Consider the following 22,559-nt stretch of genomic DNA (forward strand, 5'->3'; position numbering starts at 1 on the left):
ACGCGCCGCTCCGGCGGCGCGTGTCCGCGGTGCGGTCCCTCAGGGGTACGGCAGAGCCGCCCGGTCGACCTTGCCGGTGAAGGAGAGCGGAATCGCCGCCAGGGTCTCGTAGCGGGCGGGCACCATGTAGGCGGGCAACGACATCCCGCACTCCTCGCGCACCCGCCGGGCGTCGTAGTCGTCGCCGGCCACCACATAGGCGACCAGGAGATCCCCCAGCGCGCGGTCGGTGACCAGCCGCGCCACGGCGTCCCGCACCCCCGTGCACCTCCGCAGCACCGCCTCGATCTCCCCGAGTTCGACGCGCAGCCCGCGCAGCTTCACCTGCCGGTCGGCCCGCCCGAGATACTGCAGCTCGCCGCCGGCCGTCCGGCGCGCCAGGTCTCCGGACCGGTAGCAGCGCACGCCGTCGACGACGACGAACCGCTCGGCCGTCAGGTCGTCCCGGCGCAGATAACCCGCGCCGACCCCGCCGCCGGAGACCCACATCTCACCGACCTCGCCTTCCGGCACCTCCACACCGGCCTCGTCCCGCAGCACGACGTCCAGATGCGGGAGCGGGCGGCCGATCGGCGACCGGTCGGAGCCGCGCAGGACGTCCGGACCGAGCTCCTTGTAGGTGACGTGCACGGTGGTCTCGGTGATGCCGTACATGTTGACCGCCACAGGCCTGGCGTTCTCGGGCAGCGCGTCCAGGAAGGCGGCCGTGACGTCGAGGTCCACGGCGTCCCCGCCGAAGATCACGTAACGCAGCGCCAGCGGCGGGTGTCCCGCGTCGGCGTGCGCCTCCGCCAGCACGCGGAAGACCGGAGGCACCTGGTTGAGCACGCTCACCCGCTCCCGGATCAGCAGCTCCAGGAACTCCTCCGGGTCCACGGAGGTCTCGGCGTCCACGATCACCAGGGTTCCGCCTGTGACCAGCGCCCCCCACAGCTCCCACACCGAGAAGTCGAAGTTGATCGAGTGGAACAGGGTCCACCGGTCGTCGGCCCCGACGTCGAAGAGCGGCAGCGCGCCCGCGAGCAGGCTCAGGACGTTCGCATGGGTGATGACGCAGCCCTTCGGCCGCCCGGTGGAGCCGGAGGTGTAGATCACGTAGGCGAGGTCGCCGGAGGACAGCGGGGGCAGGCCGCCCGCCGGGGCCGGGCCGTGGCCGCGGACCGGCACGCTGCGCTGGACGGCCATGCCTTCACCGCCCACCACGTACCGGATCCCGGACTCCTCCACCATGAGCCGCAGCCGCTCGGCCGGGTGCTGGGGATCGAGGGGTACGTACGCGGCGCCGGCCAGCATGATCCCGAGCACGGCCACCGGAACGTCGGCGGACCGGCTCACCCGCAGGCCCACCGGTTCCCCGCGCTCGACACCCTGGCGCACGAGTTCGGCGGCGAGTGAGCGGGCTGCCGCGTTCAGCTCGCCGTACGTCAGGCTGCGCTCACCGCACACGACCGCGACCCGCTCCGGCTGCCGCGCGCTGACCTCCGCGAACAGCGCCGGGACCGAGCCGTCCGGCACGGCGGCACGGAGCCGATCAGCCGGTGCGGCGGGGGGAGGGGAGCCGCTCACAGCGGTACCCTGTCGTCCGCCGCCGGCGCCACCAGCTCCTCCACGGACGCCTCCGGCCGCGTGACGATCGCCCGCAGCAGCGCGAGGTAGCGGTCCAGCATCCCGCGCACGGTCGCCGCGTCGAACAGGTCGGTGCTGTACTCCAGCAGCACCGTGATCGTCTCCTCGCGCGACTCGGTCCCGGCGTCCTGGAAACGGTTCTCGGCATGCGGGATGATCACCGCGTTCAGGTCGAACTTGGCCGAGCGGTTGTGCGCGTTGAGGACCTCCAGCCGCACCCCTGGCAGCCGCAGCGTCGGCATCGGCGTGTCCAGGAAGCTGAACATCACCTGGAACAGCGGGGTGCGGCTCAGGCTCCGCACCGGTCGCAGGTGCTCGACCAGCTTCTCGAACGGCATGTCCTGGTGGGCGTAGGCCTCCAGGCAGGTGCCCCGTACCCGCTCCAGCAGCTCCGGGAACGTCGGCTCCCCGGACAGGTCCACGCGCAGCAGCACGGTGTTGATCATCATGCCGAGCAGGTTCTCCAGCTCGGTCCGCTGCCGGTTGGCGATGCCGCTGCCGATGACGATGTCCTGCTGGCGGCCGTCGCCGTACAGCATCATCGCGAACGCCGCGAACATCGTCATGAACAGGGTGGCGTCGCGGTCCCGCCCCAGGTCGCGCAGCTCCCGCGCGAGGTCCCCCCCGATGACCAAGGTCTCTTCACCGCCGCGCAGGGTCGGCACCTCAGGTCTGTCGCGGTCGGTTCTGAGCCGCAGCAGGGGCGGTGCGCCGTCGAGCCGGCGGCGCCAGAAGTCCAGCAGGGTCGTCAGCCGCCCGCCCTCGATCGCGCGGCGCTGCCAGACCGCGAAGTCGGCGTACTGGACGGGCAGCTCGGGCAGGCGCGGCTCGCGGCCGGTGGCGTGCGCCTCGTACAGTTCCAGGAAGTCGCGGAGGAACACCCCCTGCGCCCACCCGTCGTGGATCATGTGATGCTCCACGACGACCAGCACGTACTCCTCGGGCGTCAGGCGGACCAGCGAGACCCGGAGCAGCGGGCCCTCCGCCAGGTCGAACGGCTCCTGCCCGGCGGTCAAGATGTACTCGCGGATCCAGGCGTCGCGCTCATGCTCGGGCAGCCCGGTCTGGTCCAGCGTCGTCACCGGGATGCCGCGCGGCTCGTGGACCTGCTGCACCGGCTCGCCGTCGAAGTCGGGGAAGGTCGTACGGAGGATCTCGTGCCGCTCCTCGAGGTCGGCCAGCGCCCGGGTGACCGTCTCCAGGTCCACCTTCCCCCGCAGGCGCAGGGCGCGGGGCACGTTGTAGTTGGTGCTGTCCGGCTCGACCTGCTGCAGGAACCAGATGCGCTCCTGGACGAAGGACAGCGGCAGCGGCCGGTCCCGCGGGGCTCGCGGCACCCGTTCGGACCGGGCGGGCGGGGCGTCGGGGAGGCGGGCGGCGAGGGCGGCGAGCGTGGGCGACTCGAAGACCGCGCGCAACGGCAGGTCGAGACCGAGCGTGTCGGCCACCCGGGCCAGCACCTTGGTGGCCAGCAGAGAGTGGCCGCCCAGCGCGAAGAAGTCGTCGTTCCTGCCGACCTCCGGCACGTTCAGCACCTCGCGCCAGATCGCGGCCAGCGCGGACTCCTCCGGCGTGCGCGGCGGCTCGGCGGGGCCCTCCTGCACGGGGGCGGGGTCGGCCGCGGGCAGCCCGGCATAGTCGATCTTCCCGTTGACGGTTCGGGGGAGCGCGGGCAGGGAGACGTAGTGGGTGGGAACCATGTACCTGGGCAGGACGGCGCAGAGCGACGCGCGCAACTCCTCGGCCGGCGGAGTCGCCGCTCCGGCCGGCGTCACGTAGGCGAGCAGCCGGCCGGGGGCGTCCCGCCGCACCACGGCCGCGTCGGCGACGCCGGGCAGCCGGCGCAGCGCCGACTCGATCTCGCCCGGTTCGACGCGGTAGCCGTTCAGCTTGATCTGGCGGTCGGCGCGTGCGACGAACGCGAGCGAGCCGTCGGGAAGATGCCTGACCAGGTCGCCCGTGCGGTACAGCCGCCCGCCCGCGGGGCCGAACAGGTCGGCCACGAACCGCTCCGCGGTCAGACCGGGCCGGTTCAGGTAACCGCGGGCCAGCCCGGTGCCGCCGAGGTACAGCTCGCCCACCACGCCGGCGGGCACCGGCCGGCACGCGTCGTCGAGCACGTAGGCGCGGACGTTGGCGATCGGGCGGCCGATGGACGCTCCGGCCCCGGTCAGCTCGCCGGCCGTGGCCACGACGGTCGCCTCGGTGGGCCCGTAGGTGTTGACGAGCCGCACTCCGCCGCCGACCCGCTCGTGCCAGGCGGCGACCCGGTCCGGCAGCGCGCGCTCGCCGCCGATGACGACGAGCCTGAGCGTTCCGGGCAGTACGGCGCCGCCGTCCTCGAGCGCGCCGACGAGGTCGTGCCAGAACCCCGTGGGCAGGTCGAGCACGGTCACCCCCTCCGCCGCGCACGCGCGCAGGAACCCGGCCGGGTCGGCGAGCATGCGGTCGGTGCGCGGAACGAGGCAGGCGCCCCGGACGAGTGCGGGGTAGATCTCTTCGGCGCTGGCGTCGAACCCGATCGAGGCGAACTGCAGGACCCGGTCGCCGGGGCCGATGCCGTACATCTCGGCGGCGTGCAGCGTGTGGTTGGTCAGGGCCGCGTGCGGCACCTCCACGCCCTTGGGCGTCCCCGTCGAGCCCGAGGTGTAGATGACGTACGCCGCGTCACCGGGCTCGGCGCGCGGCGCCGTCGCGGGCCGCCGCAGGATCTCCGGCCGGTCCCCGTCGAGCAGGATCACCGGCGGCTTCGAGCCGGGCAGCCTGCCCGCCAGGCCGCGCTCGCTCAGGACGGCTCCCACGGAAGCGTCGGCGAAGGCGGCGGCGACGCGCTCCGGCGGGTTGAGCGGATCGAGCGGGACATAGGCCGCACCCGCCTTGAGGACCGCGAGCAGCGCCTCGAACACGGCCGGGCCTCTGTCCAGGTGGATCCCGACCCGGTCGCCCGGACCGACCCCCCTCTCGCCGAGCAGGTGCGCGAGCCGGTCGGCGCGCTCGTCCAGTTCCCGGTACGACACCCGCTCGCCGCCCGCCGCGATGGCGGTCGCGTCAGGGGTACGGCGGGCCTGGCGCTCGAACAGCTCCGCCACGGTCGCGCCCGTGTCCAGGGCGCGTTCCGTGGCGTTCCACTCCTCCAGGACCCGGACGCGCTCAGCGCCCGTCGCGGGCAGCAGCGTGCCGAGCCGGGCTCCCGGGTCGGTGGCGGCGGCCTCCAGCAGGGACAGGAACCTCTCGGTGAACCGCTGCGCCTCCGGACCGTCGAACACGCTGGTCCGGTAGCGGAGCAGTCCGTGGATCCCCCCGTCGATCTCGGAGAGCGACAGCTCCACGTCGAACGCGCTCTCCCGGAACTCGACCGGCAGCGACTCGGCCACCAGGCCGCCGCCGAACGGCCTCCGCACCCCCGGGTGCCCGAGCAGCACCGCGGGGAAGCACGACAGGTCGGCCGCGCTCGGCTGGTTGAAGACGAACATCGTCTGGAACAGCCCCCGGCGTGCGGCGGCGTGCCGCTCGGCCAAGAGCGCGCTGGGCAGGTCCTGGTGCTCGATCGCGCCGATGATCCGGCTCCTGGTCTGCTCCAGGAGCCGCCGGAAGGTCGGCGACCCGTCGGCGCGGCTCCTGATCGGCACCGGGTTCATGAGGTAGCCGACGATCTCCGCGAAACCCGGGCGGGTGCGTGCGGCCACCGGTGTGCCGACCACGATGTCGTCCTGGCCGGTGAGCCGGTGCAGGAGCGCCTGGTAGCCGGTGAGCAGCAGCACGTTGAGCGTCACGCCCTCGGCGGCGGCGCACCGCTTCAGCCTGCGGGCCAGCGCGTCGCTCATGCGGAAGCGCCGGACCTGACCGCGGCTCGACGCACCCGCCGAACCGCGCGGCGAGAGCTCCATCGGGGGAGCGCCCTCGCCCGCCTGCCGTTCCCAGTAGCGTTCCAGCTCACGTCCGGCCGGGCCGGCGATCAGCGCGTCCTGCCATGCGAGGACGTCCTCGACGTCCGCGCCCGGCGGGGCGAGCTCCGCGGGCGGGCCGCCGGTCCGCTCCGTGTACAGCGCCGCGAGCTCCCGGCCGAGGATCATCGTCGACCAGAAGTCGGTCACGATGTGGTGCGCCGTCACCAGCGCCACGTGCTCGTCGTCCGCACGCCGGTACAGGCGCAGCCGCACGAGCGGGCCGGAGGCGAGGTCGAAGGGCCGGTGCGCGTCCTCGGCCAGCCGCGCCGCCAGCGCCTCGTCGTCGAGCCCGTCCGCTTCGATGCGCTCGAAGGACCCGGGCAGGTCCGGCCGGATCATCCGCACCGGTTCGCCGTCTCTGCCGGCGAACACGGCCCGCAGCGCGTCGTGCCGGGACACGAGCGCCTCGAAGGCCCCCCGCAGCGCCGACGGGTCGAGCGGGCCGGTCAGCCGGAAGGCCGCCACCGTGGTGTGCGCGGTGCTCTCCGGCGCGAGCTGCTGCAGCAGCCACAGGGTGCGTTGGCCGGGCGTGAGGCCCGCCGGTGACGCCGCCGCCGTCCGGGCGGGCGGGCCCGGTACGGCGGCGGCGTCACCGGCGGACGCGGTGATCCGGGAGGCGACCTCCGACAGCGGGGCCCCGCTGAGGACGTCGGCGAGCGGAAGGCGCAGTCCCAGCCCTGTCTCGATCTCCTGCCGGAGCTGCTGCGCGCCCAGCGAGTCCAGCCCGGCGGCCGGCAGCGGCAGATCCGGCGTGAGGTCGGCGGCGGGCACGGCGCAGAGCGCGGCCAGCCGGGCGCGCAGGTACCCTTCGACGGCGCGGGCACGCCGGTCGGCGGGCATGGCGAGCAGCGCCTCCCGGTTCAGGACCGCTGCGTCGTCGTCCAGGGCCGGTGCATCGTCCGCCCGGTCCGGGGGACCGGAGCCGCCTCCGCTCCGGCCGATCTCCGGCAGGTCCCCCGCCAGGAGCCGCTGACGGCAGGCGTCGCGCCGTACTTTGCCGCTCGTGGTCTTGGGCAGGGCCCCGGCCGGGATCAGCACGACCAGGTCGACGGTCACCCCGTGTTCCTCCGCGACCCGGCGGCGGACCTCCCGGGCGACGGTGGCGACGTCCGCGCCGCCTGTGCCGCCTGTGCCGCCTGTGCCGCCTGTGTCGCCCGCGCCGCCCGTGTTCCGGGCGAGTTCGTGCACGAGGGTCAGACGCTCCCCGTGCTCGTCCTCGGCCAGGAAGGCGGCGGCCCCGCCGGGCCGCAGCGCGGGGTGAGCCCGCTCGGCGGTGGCCTCAAGGTCCTGCGGGTGGTGGTTGCGGCCCCGGATGATGATCAGGTCCTTGATGCGCCCGGTGACCACGAGCTCGCCGTCGCGCAGGAAACCGAGGTCGCCGGTCCGCAGGAATCCGGGGCCGTCGGAGCCCGCCATCCGCGCCTGGAAGACCTCGCGGCTCAGCTCCGGGCGGCCCCAGTACCCGTCGGCCACACTCGGGCCCCGCACCCACACCTCGCCCACCCGGCCGGGCGGGCAGGGGCGGCGCGTGTCGGGGTCGACGATCTCGAGCCGCTGGTCGGGCGCACCGCGGCCGCTGCCGACCTGGTCCCGTACGGACGAGGCGAAGCCGCCGCTGACGATGAGCGTGGCCTCGGCGAGGCCGTAGCAGGGGAAGAACGCCTCCGCGACGAAACCGGCGGGGGCGAAGGCCTCGGCGAAACGCTCCAGGGTGGCGCGCCGGATCGGCTCGGCGCCGTTGAAGGCCACCCGCCACGAGCTCAGGTCCAGCCGTTCCCGCTCGCTCGCCGTCGTCTTGCGGACGCACAGGTCGTAGGCGAAGTTGGGGCCGCCGCTGACCGTCACGCCCACCCGCGACAGCGTCTCCAGCCAGCTCAACGGCCGGCGCAGGAAGTCCAGAGGGGACATCAGCCACACCGGGAAGCCCGCGAACAGCGGCTGGAGCAATCCGCCGATCAGGCCCATGTCGTGGTAGGGGGGCAGCCAGCTCATGCCGCGGCTGTCGGCGGTGGTGCCGAAGAACCTGTGAATGAGCCGGGAGTTGTGCAGCAGGTTGCCGTGGGAGAGGATCACGCCCTTCGGCTCGGAGGTGGAGCCGGAGGTGTACTGCAGCACGGCGGTGGAGGAGGCGTCCGCCCCGGGCGGGGTCCACGAGGCCGCGTCATCCGAAGGGAGCGCGTCGGTCGCGATCCAGGCCGCCGGTCCGGGCAGGCCGCCGGGCAGGCCGCCGGGCAGGCCGCCGGGCAGGCCGCCGGGCAGGGCCAGCAGCGGCGTGATGGTCAGCACCACGCTCGGCTCGGCGTCCGCCGCGGTCGCCAGCAGCCGCGGCAGCGTGCGATCGAACCGGAGCGGGTCGGGGGGGAACGCGGGGACGGCGACCACGCCGGCGTAAAGGCAGCCGAAGAACGCCGCGAGGAAGTCGGGGCCGGGGGGGTAGAGCAGCAGCGCCCGCTCGCCCTCGGCGACACCCGCCCGCCGCAGCCGGACCGCGATCGCGCGGGCCCGCAGGTCCAGCTCGCCGTAGGTGAGGGGGCTCTCGGTGCCGTCCTCGGCGAGGAAGACATGGCCGACCCGCTCAGGCCGGCGTGCGGCCCGCCACCGGAGCAGCCACGCCAGCGTCTCCACCTCGGCAATCGTGCGGACGTCGGGGAAGTCGTCTCTGATCACGGGCCCTGTCCTCCGCGGCGGGGTTCAGTAGATGATGCGGTTGTCGGCAGCCGGCCGCCATGCGCGAGAGCCGCGGATGTTGCGGGTGACGTTGAGCCGCTTGAGCCACCGGTCCGACCCGTCGTAGCGGGGGCGGAACGACCTGCGGCCGTGCACGGCCCGGAAGTTGTCGATGAACACGCAGTCGCCGGGCCGCAGGCGCACGTCCTTCATGTTGGCCTCGATCTGGTCGCACAGCCCCTGGAAGGCGCGCAGCGACGGCTCCGGCCAGCCGTCGGTCTTCATGTGGTACGGGTCGAGCGCCATGTACGGCTGCGTGCGGTCGCCGAACAGGACCGGCCGCTTCACCGGGTGGTCGTTCCACGACTGGATGAGCGCGAAGCTCCTGGCCCGCAGCCGGTCGATGGTCGGGTCGCCGGTGGATACGGCGGCGTTCTGCGGCTGGTGCGAGTTGTCGGGCATCTGGGTGAACTCGGCGGCGAACAGCGCCTCGACGTCCACGGCCGACCAGTCGAGGTCGGCGGCGTCGCAGACCATCGTCTCCACCGCGTCCGGATTCTTCAGGCACATCAGCGCCACGTAATCGCCCCGGCAGGGATGGAACGCGTCCTCGGTGTGCCACGACAGGTGCTGCAGGCTGTTGGAGCCGATCTCGTAGTGCTCGTGCCCCTTGATGGGAAGGACGTCGTGCATGATGCGGCCGTCCTGCTGGGTCGCCCAGCCGAACACGTCGCCGAGCACGGAGGCGCACAGCAGGAAGACCACCTCCTGCGGAAAGGCCGACGAGTCGTACTGGCTGTCGCGCCAGTGCTCCGGGGTGGGGCCGAGCCGCGACTCGTCGACGTCGAGCCCGGAGATCACGCATAGGGCCGACGGCTCTCCGATCCGGTACTCCTCCAGGAACTCCAGCAGGTGGATCGGCAGAGAGCGGGCGAGCACCGGCGCCCGGCGGATCAGCTCGGGGTTCTCGATCGTGTCGTAGGCTTTGGTGATTTCGGCGACCAGCGGAGACAGCTCCGCGTTGTCCTCCGGCGTCAGCGTCAAGCGGTGCACCGCAGCGTCCTTCCGTATCGGTGACATTCCGGAGTGTAGGAGCCATTCACGTCCCGTATGGGTCCCCGTTAGAGGGGACATCCGGGTGAGCGCCGTCCTCGTTAGCTTTGCTGGTGGAGCGTAAGGAGAGGACGTCATGAACCCGTTCGATGACCCCGAGGGCAGCTTCACCGTGCTCGTCAACGACGAGGACCAGCACTCCCTGTGGCCGGCGGCGCTGGACGTCCCGGCCGGGTGGAGGGTCGTGCACGGAGAGGACACACGCCAGGCGTGCCTGGACTACATCGAGGCCAACTGGACGGACCTGCGCCCGCGCAGCGCCCGTCGCGAGCACCTCGCGGGCACCGCCCACGACTAGGAGTGGCGATGACCGACGCAGGAGCACCGCGGTGCGTCCACGAGATGGTGGCCGAGCAGGCCGCGCGCACGCCTGACCGGGTCGCGGTCGGTTTCCGCGGCGGCACCCTGACCTTCCGGAGGCTCGACGAAGCCGCGGACGCCCTGGCGCAGCGCCTGCGGACGGCCGGGGTCGGCGGCGGGTCGGTGGTCGTGGTGGTCCTGGGCCGCACGCCGGAGCTCATCGTCACCCTGACCGCGATCCTCAAGGCGGGCGGCGCCTACCTCTATCTCGACCCCGCGGAGCCGTCCGGCCAGCGGGCGCGGATCGTGTGCGACGCGCGGGCGCGTTTCGCCGTCGTCGGCTCGCGCTTCCGAGAGCAGGCGCCCGACGTGGAGCACGTCCTCTACGTCGAGCCCGACATGACCGAGGCGCCGGCGCCGGAGCGCGCCGGAGCACCCGAGCGGTTCCACCCCGACACCCCCGCCTACGTCTGCTACACCTCGGGCTCCACCGGCGAGCCCAAGGGCGTCGTCGTCTCCCACCGCGCGGTCTGGCGGCTGGTCAACGCCCCCACCTGGATCGACGTCCGCGACGACGACGTCTTCCTGCAGCTCACCCGGGTCGGTTTCGACGTCTCCACCTTCGAGATATGGATGCCGCTGGTGAAGGGGTGCAGGCTCGCGCTCGCGCCGACCGGGCACGCCGACCTCGAAGAGATCACCGCGACGCTCCGCGACGAGGGCGTCACGGTGCTGTGGCTGACGACAGGCCTGTTCCACAAGATCGTCACCCACCATCTCGACGGGCTGTCCGGCATCCGCCACCTGCTGGCCGGAGGCGATGTCCTGTCTCCCGCGCACGTGCGGCGGGTGACGGCCGCCTACCCCGGCTTGATCTTCACCAACGGCTACGGACCGACGGAGAACACCACGTTCAGCACGTGCTGGACCACCCGCACCGGCGGCGACGCCGTACGGGTGCCGATCGGCGTGCCCGTCGACGGCAGCACGGGCAGGGTCCTCGACGGGCGGTTGAACGAGGTCGCGCACGGGGAGGTCGGTGAGCTGTGGGTGGGCGGCGACGGCGTCGCCATCGGCTACCTCAACCGGCCCGGCGCCACGGCTGAGCGCTTCGTCGCCGACCCCGATCCGTCCAGGCCGCCGGGCAGCCGCATGTACCGCACCGGTGATCTGTCCCGCTGGACCGAGGACGGCGTGCTGGACTTCCTCGGCCGCTCCGACCGGCAGGTCAAGATCCGCGGCTACCGGGTCGAGCTGAGCACGGTGGAGATGGAGCTGCTGAGCCAGCCGGGCGTCGAGCAGGCCGCCGTCCTCACCCGTACCAACGGGGCCGGTGACACCCGGCTGATCGCCTATGTGGCCGTGGGCGGTATGGATCCGGCCGAGTGGGCCTCTTTCGGCACGGCGCTGCGGGAGAGACTGCTGGCGACCGTGGCCGCCCACCTGGTGCCGTGGGCCGTCATCGTGGTGAGCGACATCCCGCTCAACCCCAACGGCAAGGTGAACCGCTCGGCGCTGCCCAGCGAGAAGATCCCGCGCAACGTCTGGAACGACTACGTCGAGCCGAGCCGCCCGGTCGAGCGCCGCCTGGCCGAGATCTGGAGCGACGCGCTGGACATCGAGCCGATCGGGGTGGACGACAACTTCTTCGACCTGGGCGGGCACTCGCTGCTGGCCGCCGAGCTGCTGTCCGCGCTGCAGGCCGAGTTCGACGTCAACCTGCCGGCCCGCATCCTCTACCTGCGGCCGACGATCGCCGCCCTCGCCGAGGAGCTGCGACTGAAGCAGCGGCCCGGCACGACCAGGAAGGAAGGCGCGGATGCAGCAACCCCGTAGGGCCGACGAGCAGGCCGCGCCCGGCTGTCCCGTCGGCGCGGCCGCGCGAGGGCTGGCCGACCCGCTGCTCTACGCCGGCCTCGACTTCCGCTTCCGGGAGAAGTGGAAGGACCTGCGGAACCTGGATCGCCTGGAGTGGGAGCAGGTCGACGAGCGGAACGGGTTCTGGTCGGTGGTGAAGTACCACGACGCCGATCGGGTGCTGCGCGACGCCCACACGTTCACCTCCGAACGCGGCACGCTGCTGAACATCCTCGGCGTCGAGGACCCGGCGGGCGGTCGCCAGATCGCCGCGACCGACCCGCCCCGGCACACGGTCATGCGGGCCCGCCTGCAGAAGGCGCTGGCCATCAAGTCCATCGAAGCGCAGCGGGACCTGATCCGCGACCTGGTCCTGGAGGTGATCTCCCCGCTCGCCGACGGCGGCCCGTTCGACTTCGCCCAGGCGATGCTGGCCCTGCCGGTCGCGGTGGGCGGCGAGTCCATGGGGCTGCCGAGAGCCGACTGGCCGATGCTCGGCCACCTGCTCAACGCCTCGATCGCGGCCGAGGATCCGGAGTATCGGGTGCCCGGCGGCGCGCAGGCCACCCTCGACCGGGCGCACCGCGAGCTGTTCGCCTACTTCCAGGACATCTACCGGGAACGCCGCCGCAACCTCGGCGACGACCTCATCAGCATCCTGATCACCACTGAGGTGGACGGGCGCACCATGTCGCCCGGCGAGGTCATGTCCAACTGCTACAGCGTGCTGCTGGGGGCGGTGGTCACCACCCCGCACTCGCCGAACCACATGATGGCCGAGCACATCGGCGACGGCCTGCTGGACCGGTGGGCGGCCGACCTGAGCGTCACCCCCACCGCGGTCGAGGAGGGCCTGCGTCTGGGCTCCCCGGTCAGCCACTTCATGAGGTACGCCGTCCACGACACCGAGGTGCGCGGTACCGAGATCAAGGCGGGTCAGGCGGTGGTCACCTGGCTCGGCGCGGCCAACCGAGATCCGGAGGTCTTCCCGGACGCCGAGACGTTCGACCTGCGCCGCAAGCCCAACAAGCACGTCGCCTTCGGGATCGGCCCGCACTACTGCGTCGGCCACACCGTCGCCCGGGTCACCCTGCGGATCCTGTTCGACGAGCTGCTGTCGCGCTTCACCGCCTTCGAGCCGGCCGGTGAACCGATCCGCCTGCACTCCAACTTCATCTCCGGCTACAAACACCTGCCGATCACCGCTAAGACGGTCTGATTCCCGGAGGGCCGCACATGGCGAATCGTCCGAAGCGCCGCAATCCATGGCTGCCGCACGAGCCGTCGGCCACGGCGACCGGCCGGATCTTCCTGATCCCGTATTCGGGCTGCGGCGCCAGCATGTACCGCCAGTGGCCGCGGCGGCGCGCCGGCGTCGAGTTCCTGCCGGTCGAGCTGCCCGGCCACGAGACCCGCTTCGCCGAACCGAACTTCGAGACCTACCAGGAGCTCGCCAAGAGCATGGTGATCGGGCTCGGAGACCATCTCGACGTGCCGTTCGGCTTCTTCGGCCACTGCGGGTCCGCGCTGGCGGCCTACGAGGTGTCGGCGGAGCTGATCAGGAGCGGCATGCCCGCGCCCGCCCGGGTCTACGTCTCCTCGGAGGTCGCCCCTCAGGACGGGCCCGCCGGCCGGTTCCTGTCCATGGACGACGCCGAGCTCGGCGCCGAGCTGGCGAAGCTGATCACACAGCTCGGGGGCAAGCCCGGCGCGGAGCTGATCGAGCTCTACCTGGAGGTGCTGCGGGCCGATGTCGAGACCAACAAACGGTATGTGATGCCTGAGCCGTACCGGCTGTCCTGCCCGATCACGGTGATCGGCTGGACCGAGGACGACGAGATCCCGTTCTCCACCATGGGCGGATGGGGGGAGTGCGGTGAGACGACCTCGGTGCTCCTGGACGGACGCCACCACCGCTTCATCGAGGCGCCCGAGGATCTGCTGGACGTGATGTGCTCCGGGCTCGGGACGGCGTAGGGAGGACAGGCGCGTGCGCGACGGTGACCCCCGCTGGCTGAAGCGTTTCGGGCGCGGCGCGCCCGCCGAGGTCCGGCTCCTGTGCTTCCACCACGCCGGCGGCGGCGCGGCGATGTACCGGCACTGGCCGCAGCTCATGCCGGGCTACGTCGAGCCGATCGCGGTGCAGCTCCCGGGCCGGGCCGACCGGTTCGCCGAGCCGCCCTTCGACCGGATGGCGCCGCTCGTGGACGAGCTCATCGCGGTGATCACGCCCTTGCTCGACCGCCCGTTCGCCTGCTACGGCGTCAGCATGGGGGCGCGGGTGGCCTGGGCGCTCGCGCACGAGTTGCGGGACCGCGCGCTGCCGTCGCCGCGCATGCTGTTCGTGGCGGCCAGCATCGCCCCCTGCCTGGACGACGGCACCTGGGCGTGGGAGGGCCGCGACGACGGGCTGGAGGGCTACGTGCGCGAGATGGGCGGCACGCCGGCCGAGGTGCTCGCCGAGCCCGAGCTGCTCGCGGGCCTGCTGCCCACGCTGAGCGCCGACCTCACCGTGCTGAGCACGCACGGCTTCCACCCGGACAAGCCGCTGGAGATGCCGATCCGGGCCTTCGCCGGCACCGAGGACGCCGAGTCGCCCCCGCCGCGGATGGACGGCTGGCGCGCGGAGACCTCGGCGCGCTTCGACCTCGACCCGGTGCCCGGCGGGCACTTCTTCGATTTCGACGGCGAGCAGCAGGTGATCAGGACGATCAGCCACGACCTCGCGTGAGCGGACGGTCCTGAGCGGACGACGAGCGGACGACGAGCGGACGGTCCTGAGCGGACGACGAGCGGACGACGAGCGGACGGTCCTGAGCGGACGACGAGCGGACGACGAGCGGACGGTCCTGAGCGGACGACGAGCGGACGACGAGCGGACGGTCCTGAGCGGACGACGAGCGGGCCGTGCCGACCAGGCCGGCCGGACCGTGCCGTGCGCGCGGGTGCGACCGGGCCGCCTCACCCTCCGGGAGGCCGCCTCACCCTCGGGGAGGCCGGGGAGCGCGGCGGCGGGTCACCGTGCAGGGCAGCGAGGTGAACCCGCACTGGTGAGGCGAGTGCGCCCGCCGCGCACCGGCCGGATCGATCTCGTATTCCGAGATCAGCGCTCCGATCTCCTCCAGCGCGATCCGCATCTCGAGCCGGGCCAGCGCCGCACCGAGGCAGTGGTGCGGTCCGTGGCCGAAGCTGATCATCCGCCTGGTGTCGCGGTCCAGGTCGAAGGCGTCGGGGTCGGGAAAGACCCTCCGGTCCCGGTTGGCGGAGGCGGGCAGGAGCGCGATCCGGGCGCCTTCGGGCAGTCGGACGCCGTGGACGACGGTCTCCTCGGTGAGCACGCGCGCCACCATCTGACTGGAGGAGTCGTAGCGCAGCGTCTCGCCGGCCCAGGCGTCGGCCCGCCCGTTGAGCCCCGCCCGCTGCACGTCCGGCCGGAGCCAGCCGTGGTACCAGGCGTTGCCGAGCGTCTTGCCGGTGGACTCGTTGCCCGCGCCGATCATCACGAACAGGAACGCGACGATCTGCGCGTCGGTGAGCCTGGCCCCGTCGACCTCCGCCTCGATCATGGCCGAGGTCAGGTCGCCGCCGGGGCGGCGGCGCAGCGAGGCGACCAGGGGGACGAAGCGGCCGGCCAGGCGCAGGGCGGCCATCGCCGACTCCGGGCTGCGGCCGTCCGAGCCGTCCACGTGGTGGTTCAGCAGGTCGGTGTCAGCGCGGACCTGGTCCCACTCGTCGGGCGGGAAGCCGAGCATCTCGCAGAGGACGTCGTTCGGCAGCGCGGCGGCGTAGTCGGCGCAGAAGTCGAACGCCGGCTCGTCCCGCAGCCGCTCCAGCCGGGCGCGGGCGAGCTCGCGGATGCGGGGTTCGAGCGCGGCCACCCGGCGGGCGGTGAAGGCCGATGTCACCAGGCCGCGGTACAGGCCGTGCTCGGGGGGGTCCATGGCCAGGAACAGGCTCGTCTTCTTCGCCTGCGGTCCCCACAGCTCCGGCTCCAGCGAGATGCCGCAGCCGTTGGAGAAGCGGAGCGGCTCGCGCAGCGCGGCGTGGACGTCGGCGTGGCGCGACAGCGCCCAGAAGTCGCGCTCCTCGTTGCGGTAGACCGGCGCGTGCTCACGCATCCACGCGTAGACGGGGTGCGGATCCTCCTGCACCTTGAAGTCGAACGGGTCGTAATGCGGCATCACCACTCCACTGCTGTCAGGGCGACCGTACGGCGGGGCCGCGGGTTCGTCGCGTCCCCGGAATCCGGGACCGCCCGAGCATGATCGGCGGAGGGCCGCAGTCGCTACACTCGCCGCCTATGAGCGACGTGGACGAGCACGGACGGCCCTTTCCTCCTCCGGCGGGCGACGAGACCGAGACTCTTCTGGGGTTCCTCGACCACCAGCGTGCGACGCTGGCCTGGAAGTGCCGGGGACTGGACGCCGCGGGGCTGAAGGCGACGGTCGGCGCCTCGTCGATGACGCTGGGCGGGATGCTCAAGCATCTGGCCTATGTGGAGGACGACTGGTTCTCCCGGTGGCTGCACGGGCGGGACCGGTCCGCTCCGTGGAACGCGGTGGACTGGCGCGCCGACCCCGACTGGGACTGGCATTCGGCCGCCGGCGACTCCCCGGACGAACTGCTGGCGCTGTGGCGGGAGGCCGTGGACCGCTCGCGCGAGGCGGTCGCCGAGGCGCTGGGCGACGGCGGGCTGGACCGCCTGGCCCGGCGGTCCTGGCCCGGCGGCCGGGCGCCGAGCCTGCGGTGGATCGTGGTCCACATGATCGAGGAGTACGCGCGCCACAACGGTCACGCCGACCTCATCCGGGAGTCGGTGGACGGGGAGACGGGGGAGTAGCCCGGGGTCACGTCAGCCGCGCGGACATCTCCGTGTACGACCGGACCAGCGTTCGCGCCGCCGCCTCCACCGTGCTGTACGGCCGCGCCAGCGACACCCGGATGAACCGCAGGCCGCCGTCCGGGTCGGCCCAGTGGAACGGCGCGCACGGCAGCACGTGGACTCCGCGCGCGACCATGTCCTTGTACAGCAGCGAAGAGTCGGGCCCGTGCGCGGGAAGCGCGATCCGCGCGACGCTGATCTGGGAGGCGGGGTCGGCCAGCTGCAGGTCGACCCCGCCGATCGTCTCCTGGAGGATCGCGCGGTTGCGCGTCACCAGTTCGCGGGCGCGCTCGTAGCCGCCGCTCACCCAGTCGCGGGCGAGGCCGGTGACGAGCAGGAGGACCACCGGCGAGGCGGACAGCAGCGACTCGGAGAACGCCCGGTAGACGGGCAGCTTCGTCCGCGCGCTGTAGGCCAGGAGCCCGACCTTGAGCTCGTGCGTGGGCCACAGCTTGCCGGTGTCCTCGATGACGATCCAGTCCGCCCCCGCCTTGTCGAGGACCGCGTAGGTGTCGTACTGCGCGTCGCGGACCTGACCGCGGAAGCTGGCGTCCACGATGACCGTCTGGCCGTGCCGTGCGGCATGCTCGGCGAGCGACCGCAGATGGCCCTCGGGGGTGACCAGCCCGGTCGGGTTGTTCGGGTGCGTCACGACGACGGCGTCGACCGGCGGCCCCGGCCAGTTCATGTCGAGGAGCGCCTCCTCCGTCAGCGGCACCAGCTTCAGCCCGCGGGTGAGGAACAGGTCGGCGATGTTGTCGAAGGTGGGGTGCAGCACCGCGATGGTCGACCCGGCCGGCAGCGCCCGCGCCACGATGTCGGTGGCGAGCGTCGAGGAGTAGCAGCTCAGGATGCGCCCGGTGCCGACCGGGGCGCTGTGCTGCCCGATCGCCTTCAGGAACGTGCCGTGCGCCTCGCGCTCGATGCTGGAGAAGGGGCGGCGGGACGCTTCGGCGAACATCTCGGGGATCCGCGCGACGACGGCCGCCTGCTGCTCGGAGAGGACCAGTCTCGCGTGGCCGTCGGTCAGATTGAGGCCGCCGTCGACGTCGGTCAGCGCGTCGACTTCCATCGTGGTGAGGTTGCCGACCTCGATCATCTGTGGCCCTCCCAGCGGCATGACATGGGGCTTCGCGGCAAGTGCCGCCGCACCGGCAGCCTAGGCGCGGTCGTGGTCGCCCACCTGTCCCCTCTACTGGGGACCTACCGGGGAGCCGCGGGGGGCCGCCGGGGAGGCGGCGGCTGAGACAATCCCGGAATGAAGCTCACCGCGCGGGCGCTCAACCGGGCCACACTCGATCGTCAGCTGCTGCTGCGGCGGGAGCCGCTGGACGTCGCCGAGGCGGTGCGCCGTGTGATGGCCCTGCAGGCGCAGCAGACGGCCTCGCCGTACCTGACGATGTGGAACCGGGTCACCGACCTGGACCCCGCGGACCTCGACGCCGCCTTCGCCGGGTACACGGTCGTCCGGGGGACGATGATGCGGATGACGCTGCACACCGTGCACGCCGACGACTACCCGGCCTTCCGCGACGCCATCGAGCCGACCATGTACGCCACGCATCTGGACGGCCGCTTCACGCCCGCCGGTCTCACCGTCGAGGCGGGCCGGACCCTGGTCGGGGACCTGCTGGAGTTCGCCGCCGAGCCGCGGACCGCGGAGGAGATGAAGGGCTGGCTGGAACCGCGTCTGGGCGGCCTGTCGGCGGCGGGCGTCTGGGCGATCCTGCGCTCGTACACGCCGCTGCTGCGGGTGCCGACCGGCGGGCCGTGGTCGTTCACCGCGCGAGTGTCGTGCGTGGCGCCCTCGCCGCGGCCCACGCTCGACCTGGACGCCGCGGCCGGGGCGCTGCGGGTGCTGACGCGGCGTTATCTGGAGGCGTTCGGGCCGGCGTCGGTGGCGGACGTCGCGCAGTTCGCACTCGTCCAGCAGGCCAGGGTCAAGGGCGCGCTGCGTGCCATGGACGGAGAGGTCGAGCAGGTGGAGGGACCCGACGGCAAGGTGCTGTGGGACCTGGCGGGTGCGCCCCGCCCGTCCGAGGACACCCCGGCGCCGCCCCGGCTGATGGCCATGTGGGACAACACGCTGCTCGCTCACGCGGGCCGCGACCGTCTCCTTCCGCCCGCCTACCGCGCGTTCGTCATCCGCTCCAACGGCGACGTGCTGCCCACGCTGCTCGTCGACGGTTACGTCGCGGGCGTGTGGCGGACGGTCGAGGGGGGGATCGAGGCGGCCGCGTTCCATCCCCTGCCCGACGAGGCATGGGAAGGGCTCGCCGCCGAGGCCGAAGGGCTGGTGGCGCTGCTGGCCGAGCGCGAGCCGCACCCCTACCGCCGCTACGATCGCTGGTGGGCCAAGCTGCCCGAGCTGGAGACGACCCTGCTTCCCGGATAGCCCCTCGTTCGGGTGACAGGCGACACGATCGGCATATCTGTACGTTCCGGATATGCGCAGTCTGGCACCGCAGACGGGTGAGTTCGTCTATGACCCGTTCTCCTACCGGATCCACGAGGACCCGTATCCGGTGTACGCCTGGATGCGCGACCACGCGCCGCTGTACCGCAACGCCGAGCGCGGCTTCAGCGCGTTGTCCCGCTACGAGGACGTGCTGCTCGCGCTGCGGGACCCGGCGCTGTTCTCGAGCCGCAACGGCATCTCCCTGGAGCCCGACCTATGGGGGCCGACGGCGGTCAAGACCAGCTTCTTCCTCGCCATGGACCCCCCCGACCACGGCACGATGCGCCGCCTGCTGGGCACCGCGTTCAAACCGCGGTGGGTGGCCGCGATGGAGCCCCGGGTGCGCGAGCTGACCCGGGCGAGGCTGGCACCCGTGCGGGACGGCGGTCCGTTCGACTTCGCCGACTTCGCGGCGGCCGTGCCGAACGACGTGATGTGCGACGTGGTCGGCATCCCCGCGGCCGACCGCGATCGGATCCGCGCCGACAACGACCTGCTCAACCACTGCGAGGACGGCACCGACGAGAGGTCCGGGGAGACCGTCGCCGCGGGGCTGCGCCTCGCGGTCTACTACGTGAACCTGATCGGGGAGCGGCGCAAGCGGCCGGCCGGCGACCTCACCTCCGCCATGATCGAGGCCCGGGCCGGAGGGGAGCCGCTGACGGACTCGCAGCTCGTCGCCTTCCTCTTCCTGCTCGTCAGCGCGGGCAACGACTCGACCGGCAAGCTGATCGGCAACGCCTGGTACCACGGCCGGCGCCTTCCCGACGTCGGGCGCGCGGGCCTGAACGGGCGGGCGGAGGCGTGGGGGGCCGAGACGCTGCGCTACGACTCGCCCAGCCAGATGACGGCCAGGACGCTCACCCGGGACATCGTCGTCCACGGGACCCGGCTCCGGGAGGGGGAGCGGGTGGCGCTGCTGCCCGCCTCCGCCAACCGCGATGGACGGGTCTTCCCCGACCCGGACACCTTCGACCTGGACCGTGATACGGGCAAGCACATCGCCTTCGGCCACGGTCCGCACTTCTGCCTCGGCGCGGCGCTCGCCCGGCTGGAGATCACGGTCGTGCTGCAGGAGGTCGGCGCGGTGGTGTCGGACTACGACATCGACCTGTCCGCCGCCCGGCGCGTCCACTCCCCGCACCAGCGCGGATTCGCCTCGCTGCCCTCCGAGGTCGCTCTCCGCCCCAAGCCGTTGCCCGCCGTCTGACCACTGCCCGCCGTCTGACCACTGCCCGCCGTCTGACCACTGCCCGGCGTCTGACCGTTGCCCGGCGTCTGAGGAGAATCTCCATGTCCACCTCGCCGATCTCCTTCGAGATCCGCCCCAGCGACCACCCCGTGCCGGACGCGGAACGGCGGGCCGTGCTGGCCTCGCCGGGATTCGGTGAGCACTTCACCGACCACATGGTCACGCTGCGCTGGTCGACCGAGCGGGGCTGGCACGACGCCCGCGTCGAGCCGTACGGGCCGCTGAGCCTCGATCCGGCGACCGTGGTCTTCCACTACGCCCAGGAGTTCTTCGAGGGCATGAAGGCGTACCGGCAGGACGGCGGGGCGATCGTGATGTTCCGGCCGGGGTGGAACGCCGCCAGGTTCAACCGGACGGCACGGCGGCTGGCGATGCCCGAGCTTCCCGAGGAGGTCTTCATCCGGATGCTGGAGCTGCTGGTCGTCCAGGAGCGCGACTGGGTTCCGTCCGGCGACGGCAACAGCCTGTACCTGCGCCCATTCATGATCGCGACCCAGCGCGGCCTCGGGTTCACCCTGCCCTCGCGCAGCTATCTGCTGTGCGCGATCGCCTCGCCGTCGAGCTATCTCGGCGGCGGGGACACGCCGAGGCCGCTCACCGTGTGGCCGTCGGAGGACTACACGCGCGCCGCTCCCGGCGGCACCGGAGACGTCAAGGCCTCCTGCAACTACGCGCCCGCGTTCGCCGCCCAGCAGGCGGCCGCGGCGCGCGGCTGCGACCAGGTGGTCTGGCTGGACGCCGCCGAGCACGTCTGGGTCGAGGAGATGGGCGGGATGAACCTGTTCTTCGTCTACGCCGCCGGGGGCGGCGGCCGCCCCCGGATCATGACGCCCGCGCTGACCGGCACGCTGCTGCCGGGGGCGACCCGCGACTCGCTGCTCCGGCTCGCGCCCACGCTCGGCATCGACGCGGAGGAAGGGCGGATCTCGCTCGACCAGTGGCGCGCGCAGTGCGAATCCGGGGAGATCGTCGAGGTGTTCGCCTGCGGCACGGCGGCGACCGTGATCCCGGTCGGCAGGGCCAGGAGCGCTTCCGGCGACTGGCTCGTCGGAGACGGCGGCGCGGGGCCGGTCACGCTCAGGCTGCGCCAGAGCCTCATGGACATCCAGTACGGACGCGGTCCCGATCCGTTCGCCTGGATTCATCAAGTTTGTTGATCTATGTAGTGATTACGGAGTGTCTGCAGATAAATGTCCCTCAAAGGAGGGACTGACCTTTTCTCGCGGCACCCGGGAAGCCCAGCGCATCATGAAGGGAGCATCGCGTGCGACTGAGTCCTAGGACGGTCCACCAGATCGACTCGCCGTTCGGCGCGGCGCGCGAACTGGCAGCCCGGCGGTGCGGGAGACGCGAACTGCTCGACCTGTCGCAGGCGGCGCCGCGGTATCCCGCGGCGCCGGCCGTGGTCGAGCACACCGCCTCCGTCGCGCGGGACGCCCACGGCGGGGAGTACACCGACATCGCCGGGCTGCCGCACCTCCGCGAGGCCTTCGCCGCCGAGCTCTCCCAGAGCTACCTCGGCCACGTGCGCGAGGAGCAGGTCGTCGTCACCGCGGGCTGCAACCAGGCCTTCTGCCTCGTGGTGTCCGCTCTCGCGGAGGCGGGCGACGAGGTGGTGCTGGCGCTGCCGTACTACCCCAACCACGACATGTGGCTGCGCCTGAACGGCATCCGGCCGGTCTATCTGGACCCGGGACCGGATCTCGTACCGGGCCCGGAGGCGGCCGAGGCGCTGATCACGCCGCGGACCCGGGCGATCGTCCTGGTGACTCCGGGCAATCCCAGTGGGGTGACGGCCGGTCCGGACGCGATCGAGCGCCTGGCCGAGGTGGCCGGGCGGCACGGCATCGCGTTGATCCTCGATGAGACCTACCGCTCGTTCCGCGACACCGCCGAACCGGCGCACCGGCTCCTGTCCGACCTGCGGTGGGAGCAGACGGCGGTGAGCCTGCACAGCTTCTCCAAGGACTATGCCATCCCCGGCTACCGCGTGGGGGCGGTGGTCGCCTCGCCGCGGCTCAACCGCGAGGTGATGAAGCTGCTCGACTGCGTGGCGATCTGTGCGCCGCGCATCGGGCAGGAGGCCGCTTGGGCGGGCGTGACCCGGGCTCAGGAGTGGCGGGCCGCACGGGCGTACGAGGTCCGGGAGAAGCGGCGGCACTTCGCCGCCGTGATGGCGGAGCGGCCGGGCGGATTCGAGCTGGTCTCCGCCGGAGGGTTCTTCGCCTGGGTGCGTCATCCGTTCGCCGGGCGCTCCACCGAGGAGGTCGTCCATGATCTCGTGATCACGTACGATACGTTGGTCATTCCCGGCACGGCATTTCTTCCCGAAGACGACCGGATGTTTCGGGTGAGTTTCAACAATGTCGATCGAAAATCATTTTCCGACTTCGCCGAACGCCTGACCGCCGCGGGAATTCCGCATGCCGCGGCACACCTGGAGTGATCACATCCGCA

General features: G+C 72.4%; 15 protein-coding genes. 10 read left to right on the forward strand and 5 right to left on the reverse strand.

The window, feature by feature from the left end; translation table 11 throughout:
• Positions 1 to 39: 39 nt before the first annotated feature.
• From HS045_RS19505 to vioC, 3 genes are read right to left on the reverse strand one after another with little or no spacing between them, the layout of a single operon-like run.
• Positions 40 to 1,566 (reverse strand): amino acid adenylation domain-containing protein, encoded by a 1,527-nt coding sequence (locus HS045_RS19505; protein WP_196452892.1) that lies wholly within the window; start codon positions 1,564 to 1,566, stop codon positions 40 to 42.
• On the reverse strand, positions 1,563 to 8,240 hold the full coding sequence (locus HS045_RS19510; protein ID WP_196452893.1) for a non-ribosomal peptide synthetase: 6,678 nt from the start codon (positions 8,238 to 8,240) through the stop codon (positions 1,563 to 1,565). The genes HS045_RS19505 and HS045_RS19510 overlap by 4 nt, the downstream gene beginning before the upstream one ends.
• A gap of 24 nt (positions 8,241 to 8,264) precedes the next feature.
• Positions 8,265 to 9,293 carry an arginine beta-hydroxylase, Fe(II)/alpha-ketoglutarate-dependent gene (gene vioC / locus HS045_RS19515; RefSeq protein ID WP_196452894.1) on the reverse strand — a complete coding sequence of 343 codons (1,029 nt, stop codon included), beginning with the start codon at positions 9,291 to 9,293 and terminating at the stop codon, positions 8,265 to 8,267.
• A gap of 136 nt (positions 9,294 to 9,429) precedes the next feature.
• On the opposite strand from vioC, the gene HS045_RS19520 reads away from it, so the two are divergent.
• The 5 genes from HS045_RS19520 to HS045_RS19540 are packed head-to-tail and all read left to right on the forward strand — an operon-like array spanning position 9,430 to position 14,241.
• Positions 9,430 to 9,651 (forward strand): MbtH family protein, encoded by a 222-nt coding sequence (locus tag HS045_RS19520; protein ID WP_196452895.1) that lies wholly within the window; start codon positions 9,430 to 9,432, stop codon positions 9,649 to 9,651.
• 8 nt (positions 9,652 to 9,659) lie between these two features.
• Entirely contained in the window at positions 9,660 to 11,489 is a 1,830-nt protein-coding gene (locus HS045_RS19525; RefSeq protein ID WP_196452896.1) for a non-ribosomal peptide synthetase, read from the forward strand.
• On the forward strand, positions 11,473 to 12,729 hold the full coding sequence (locus HS045_RS19530; RefSeq protein WP_196452897.1) for a cytochrome P450: 1,257 nt from the start codon (positions 11,473 to 11,475) through the stop codon (positions 12,727 to 12,729). Before HS045_RS19525 ends, HS045_RS19530 begins: the two co-directional genes overlap by 17 nt.
• A 17-nt stretch (positions 12,730 to 12,746) precedes the next feature.
• Positions 12,747 to 13,487: a thioesterase II family protein gene (locus tag HS045_RS19535; RefSeq protein WP_196452898.1), complete on the forward strand. Its 741-nt coding sequence runs from the start codon at positions 12,747 to 12,749 to the stop codon at positions 13,485 to 13,487.
• Between the two features lie 13 nt (positions 13,488 to 13,500).
• Entirely contained in the window at positions 13,501 to 14,241 is a 741-nt protein-coding gene (locus HS045_RS19540) for a thioesterase II family protein (protein ID WP_196452899.1), read from the forward strand.
• Between the two features lie 250 nt (positions 14,242 to 14,491).
• Here the strand turns inward: HS045_RS19540 and HS045_RS19545 are convergent, their stop codons facing one another.
• Positions 14,492 to 15,691 carry a cytochrome P450 gene (locus HS045_RS19545; RefSeq protein ID WP_196452900.1) on the reverse strand — a complete coding sequence of 400 codons (1,200 nt, stop codon included), beginning with the start codon at positions 15,689 to 15,691 and terminating at the stop codon, positions 14,492 to 14,494.
• A gap of 119 nt (positions 15,692 to 15,810) precedes the next feature.
• Here HS045_RS19545 and HS045_RS19550 point away from each other — a divergent pair, with 119 nt between their 5' ends.
• On the forward strand, positions 15,811 to 16,350 hold the full coding sequence (locus HS045_RS19550) for a DinB family protein (protein WP_196452901.1): 540 nt from the start codon (positions 15,811 to 15,813) through the stop codon (positions 16,348 to 16,350).
• Between the two features lie 7 nt (positions 16,351 to 16,357).
• On the opposite strand, the gene HS045_RS19555 is transcribed toward HS045_RS19550, so the two are convergent.
• Positions 16,358 to 17,491, reverse strand: a complete 1,134-nt coding sequence (locus HS045_RS19555; protein WP_196452902.1) for an aminotransferase class I/II-fold pyridoxal phosphate-dependent enzyme — start codon at positions 17,489 to 17,491, stop codon at positions 16,358 to 16,360.
• Between the two features lie 159 nt (positions 17,492 to 17,650).
• Here HS045_RS19555 and HS045_RS19560 point away from each other — a divergent pair, with 159 nt between their 5' ends.
• The 4 genes from HS045_RS19560 to HS045_RS19575 all read left to right on the forward strand — a co-directional run bounded on the left by HS045_RS19560 (position 17,651) and on the right by HS045_RS19575 (position 22,548).
• The gene (locus HS045_RS19560; RefSeq protein ID WP_196452903.1) at positions 17,651 to 18,787 is read left to right on the forward strand and encodes a winged helix DNA-binding domain-containing protein; all 1,137 of its coding nucleotides are present in this window, start codon (positions 17,651 to 17,653) and stop codon (positions 18,785 to 18,787) included.
• Between the two features lie 52 nt (positions 18,788 to 18,839).
• Positions 18,840 to 20,060, forward strand: coding sequence for a cytochrome P450 (locus HS045_RS19565; protein WP_196452904.1), 1,221 nt, complete (start codon positions 18,840 to 18,842; stop codon positions 20,058 to 20,060).
• 83 nt (positions 20,061 to 20,143) lie between these two features.
• Positions 20,144 to 21,259, forward strand: a complete 1,116-nt coding sequence (locus HS045_RS19570; protein ID WP_196452905.1) for a branched-chain amino acid aminotransferase — start codon at positions 20,144 to 20,146, stop codon at positions 21,257 to 21,259.
• A gap of 107 nt (positions 21,260 to 21,366) precedes the next feature.
• Entirely contained in the window at positions 21,367 to 22,548 is a 1,182-nt protein-coding gene (locus HS045_RS19575; protein ID WP_196452906.1) for an aminotransferase, read from the forward strand.
• The last annotated feature ends 11 nt before the right edge of the window (positions 22,549 to 22,559 follow it).

The organism is Planomonospora sp. ID82291 (assembly GCF_015711645.1).
GTDB lineage: Bacteria > Actinomycetota > Actinomycetes > Streptosporangiales > Streptosporangiaceae > Planomonospora.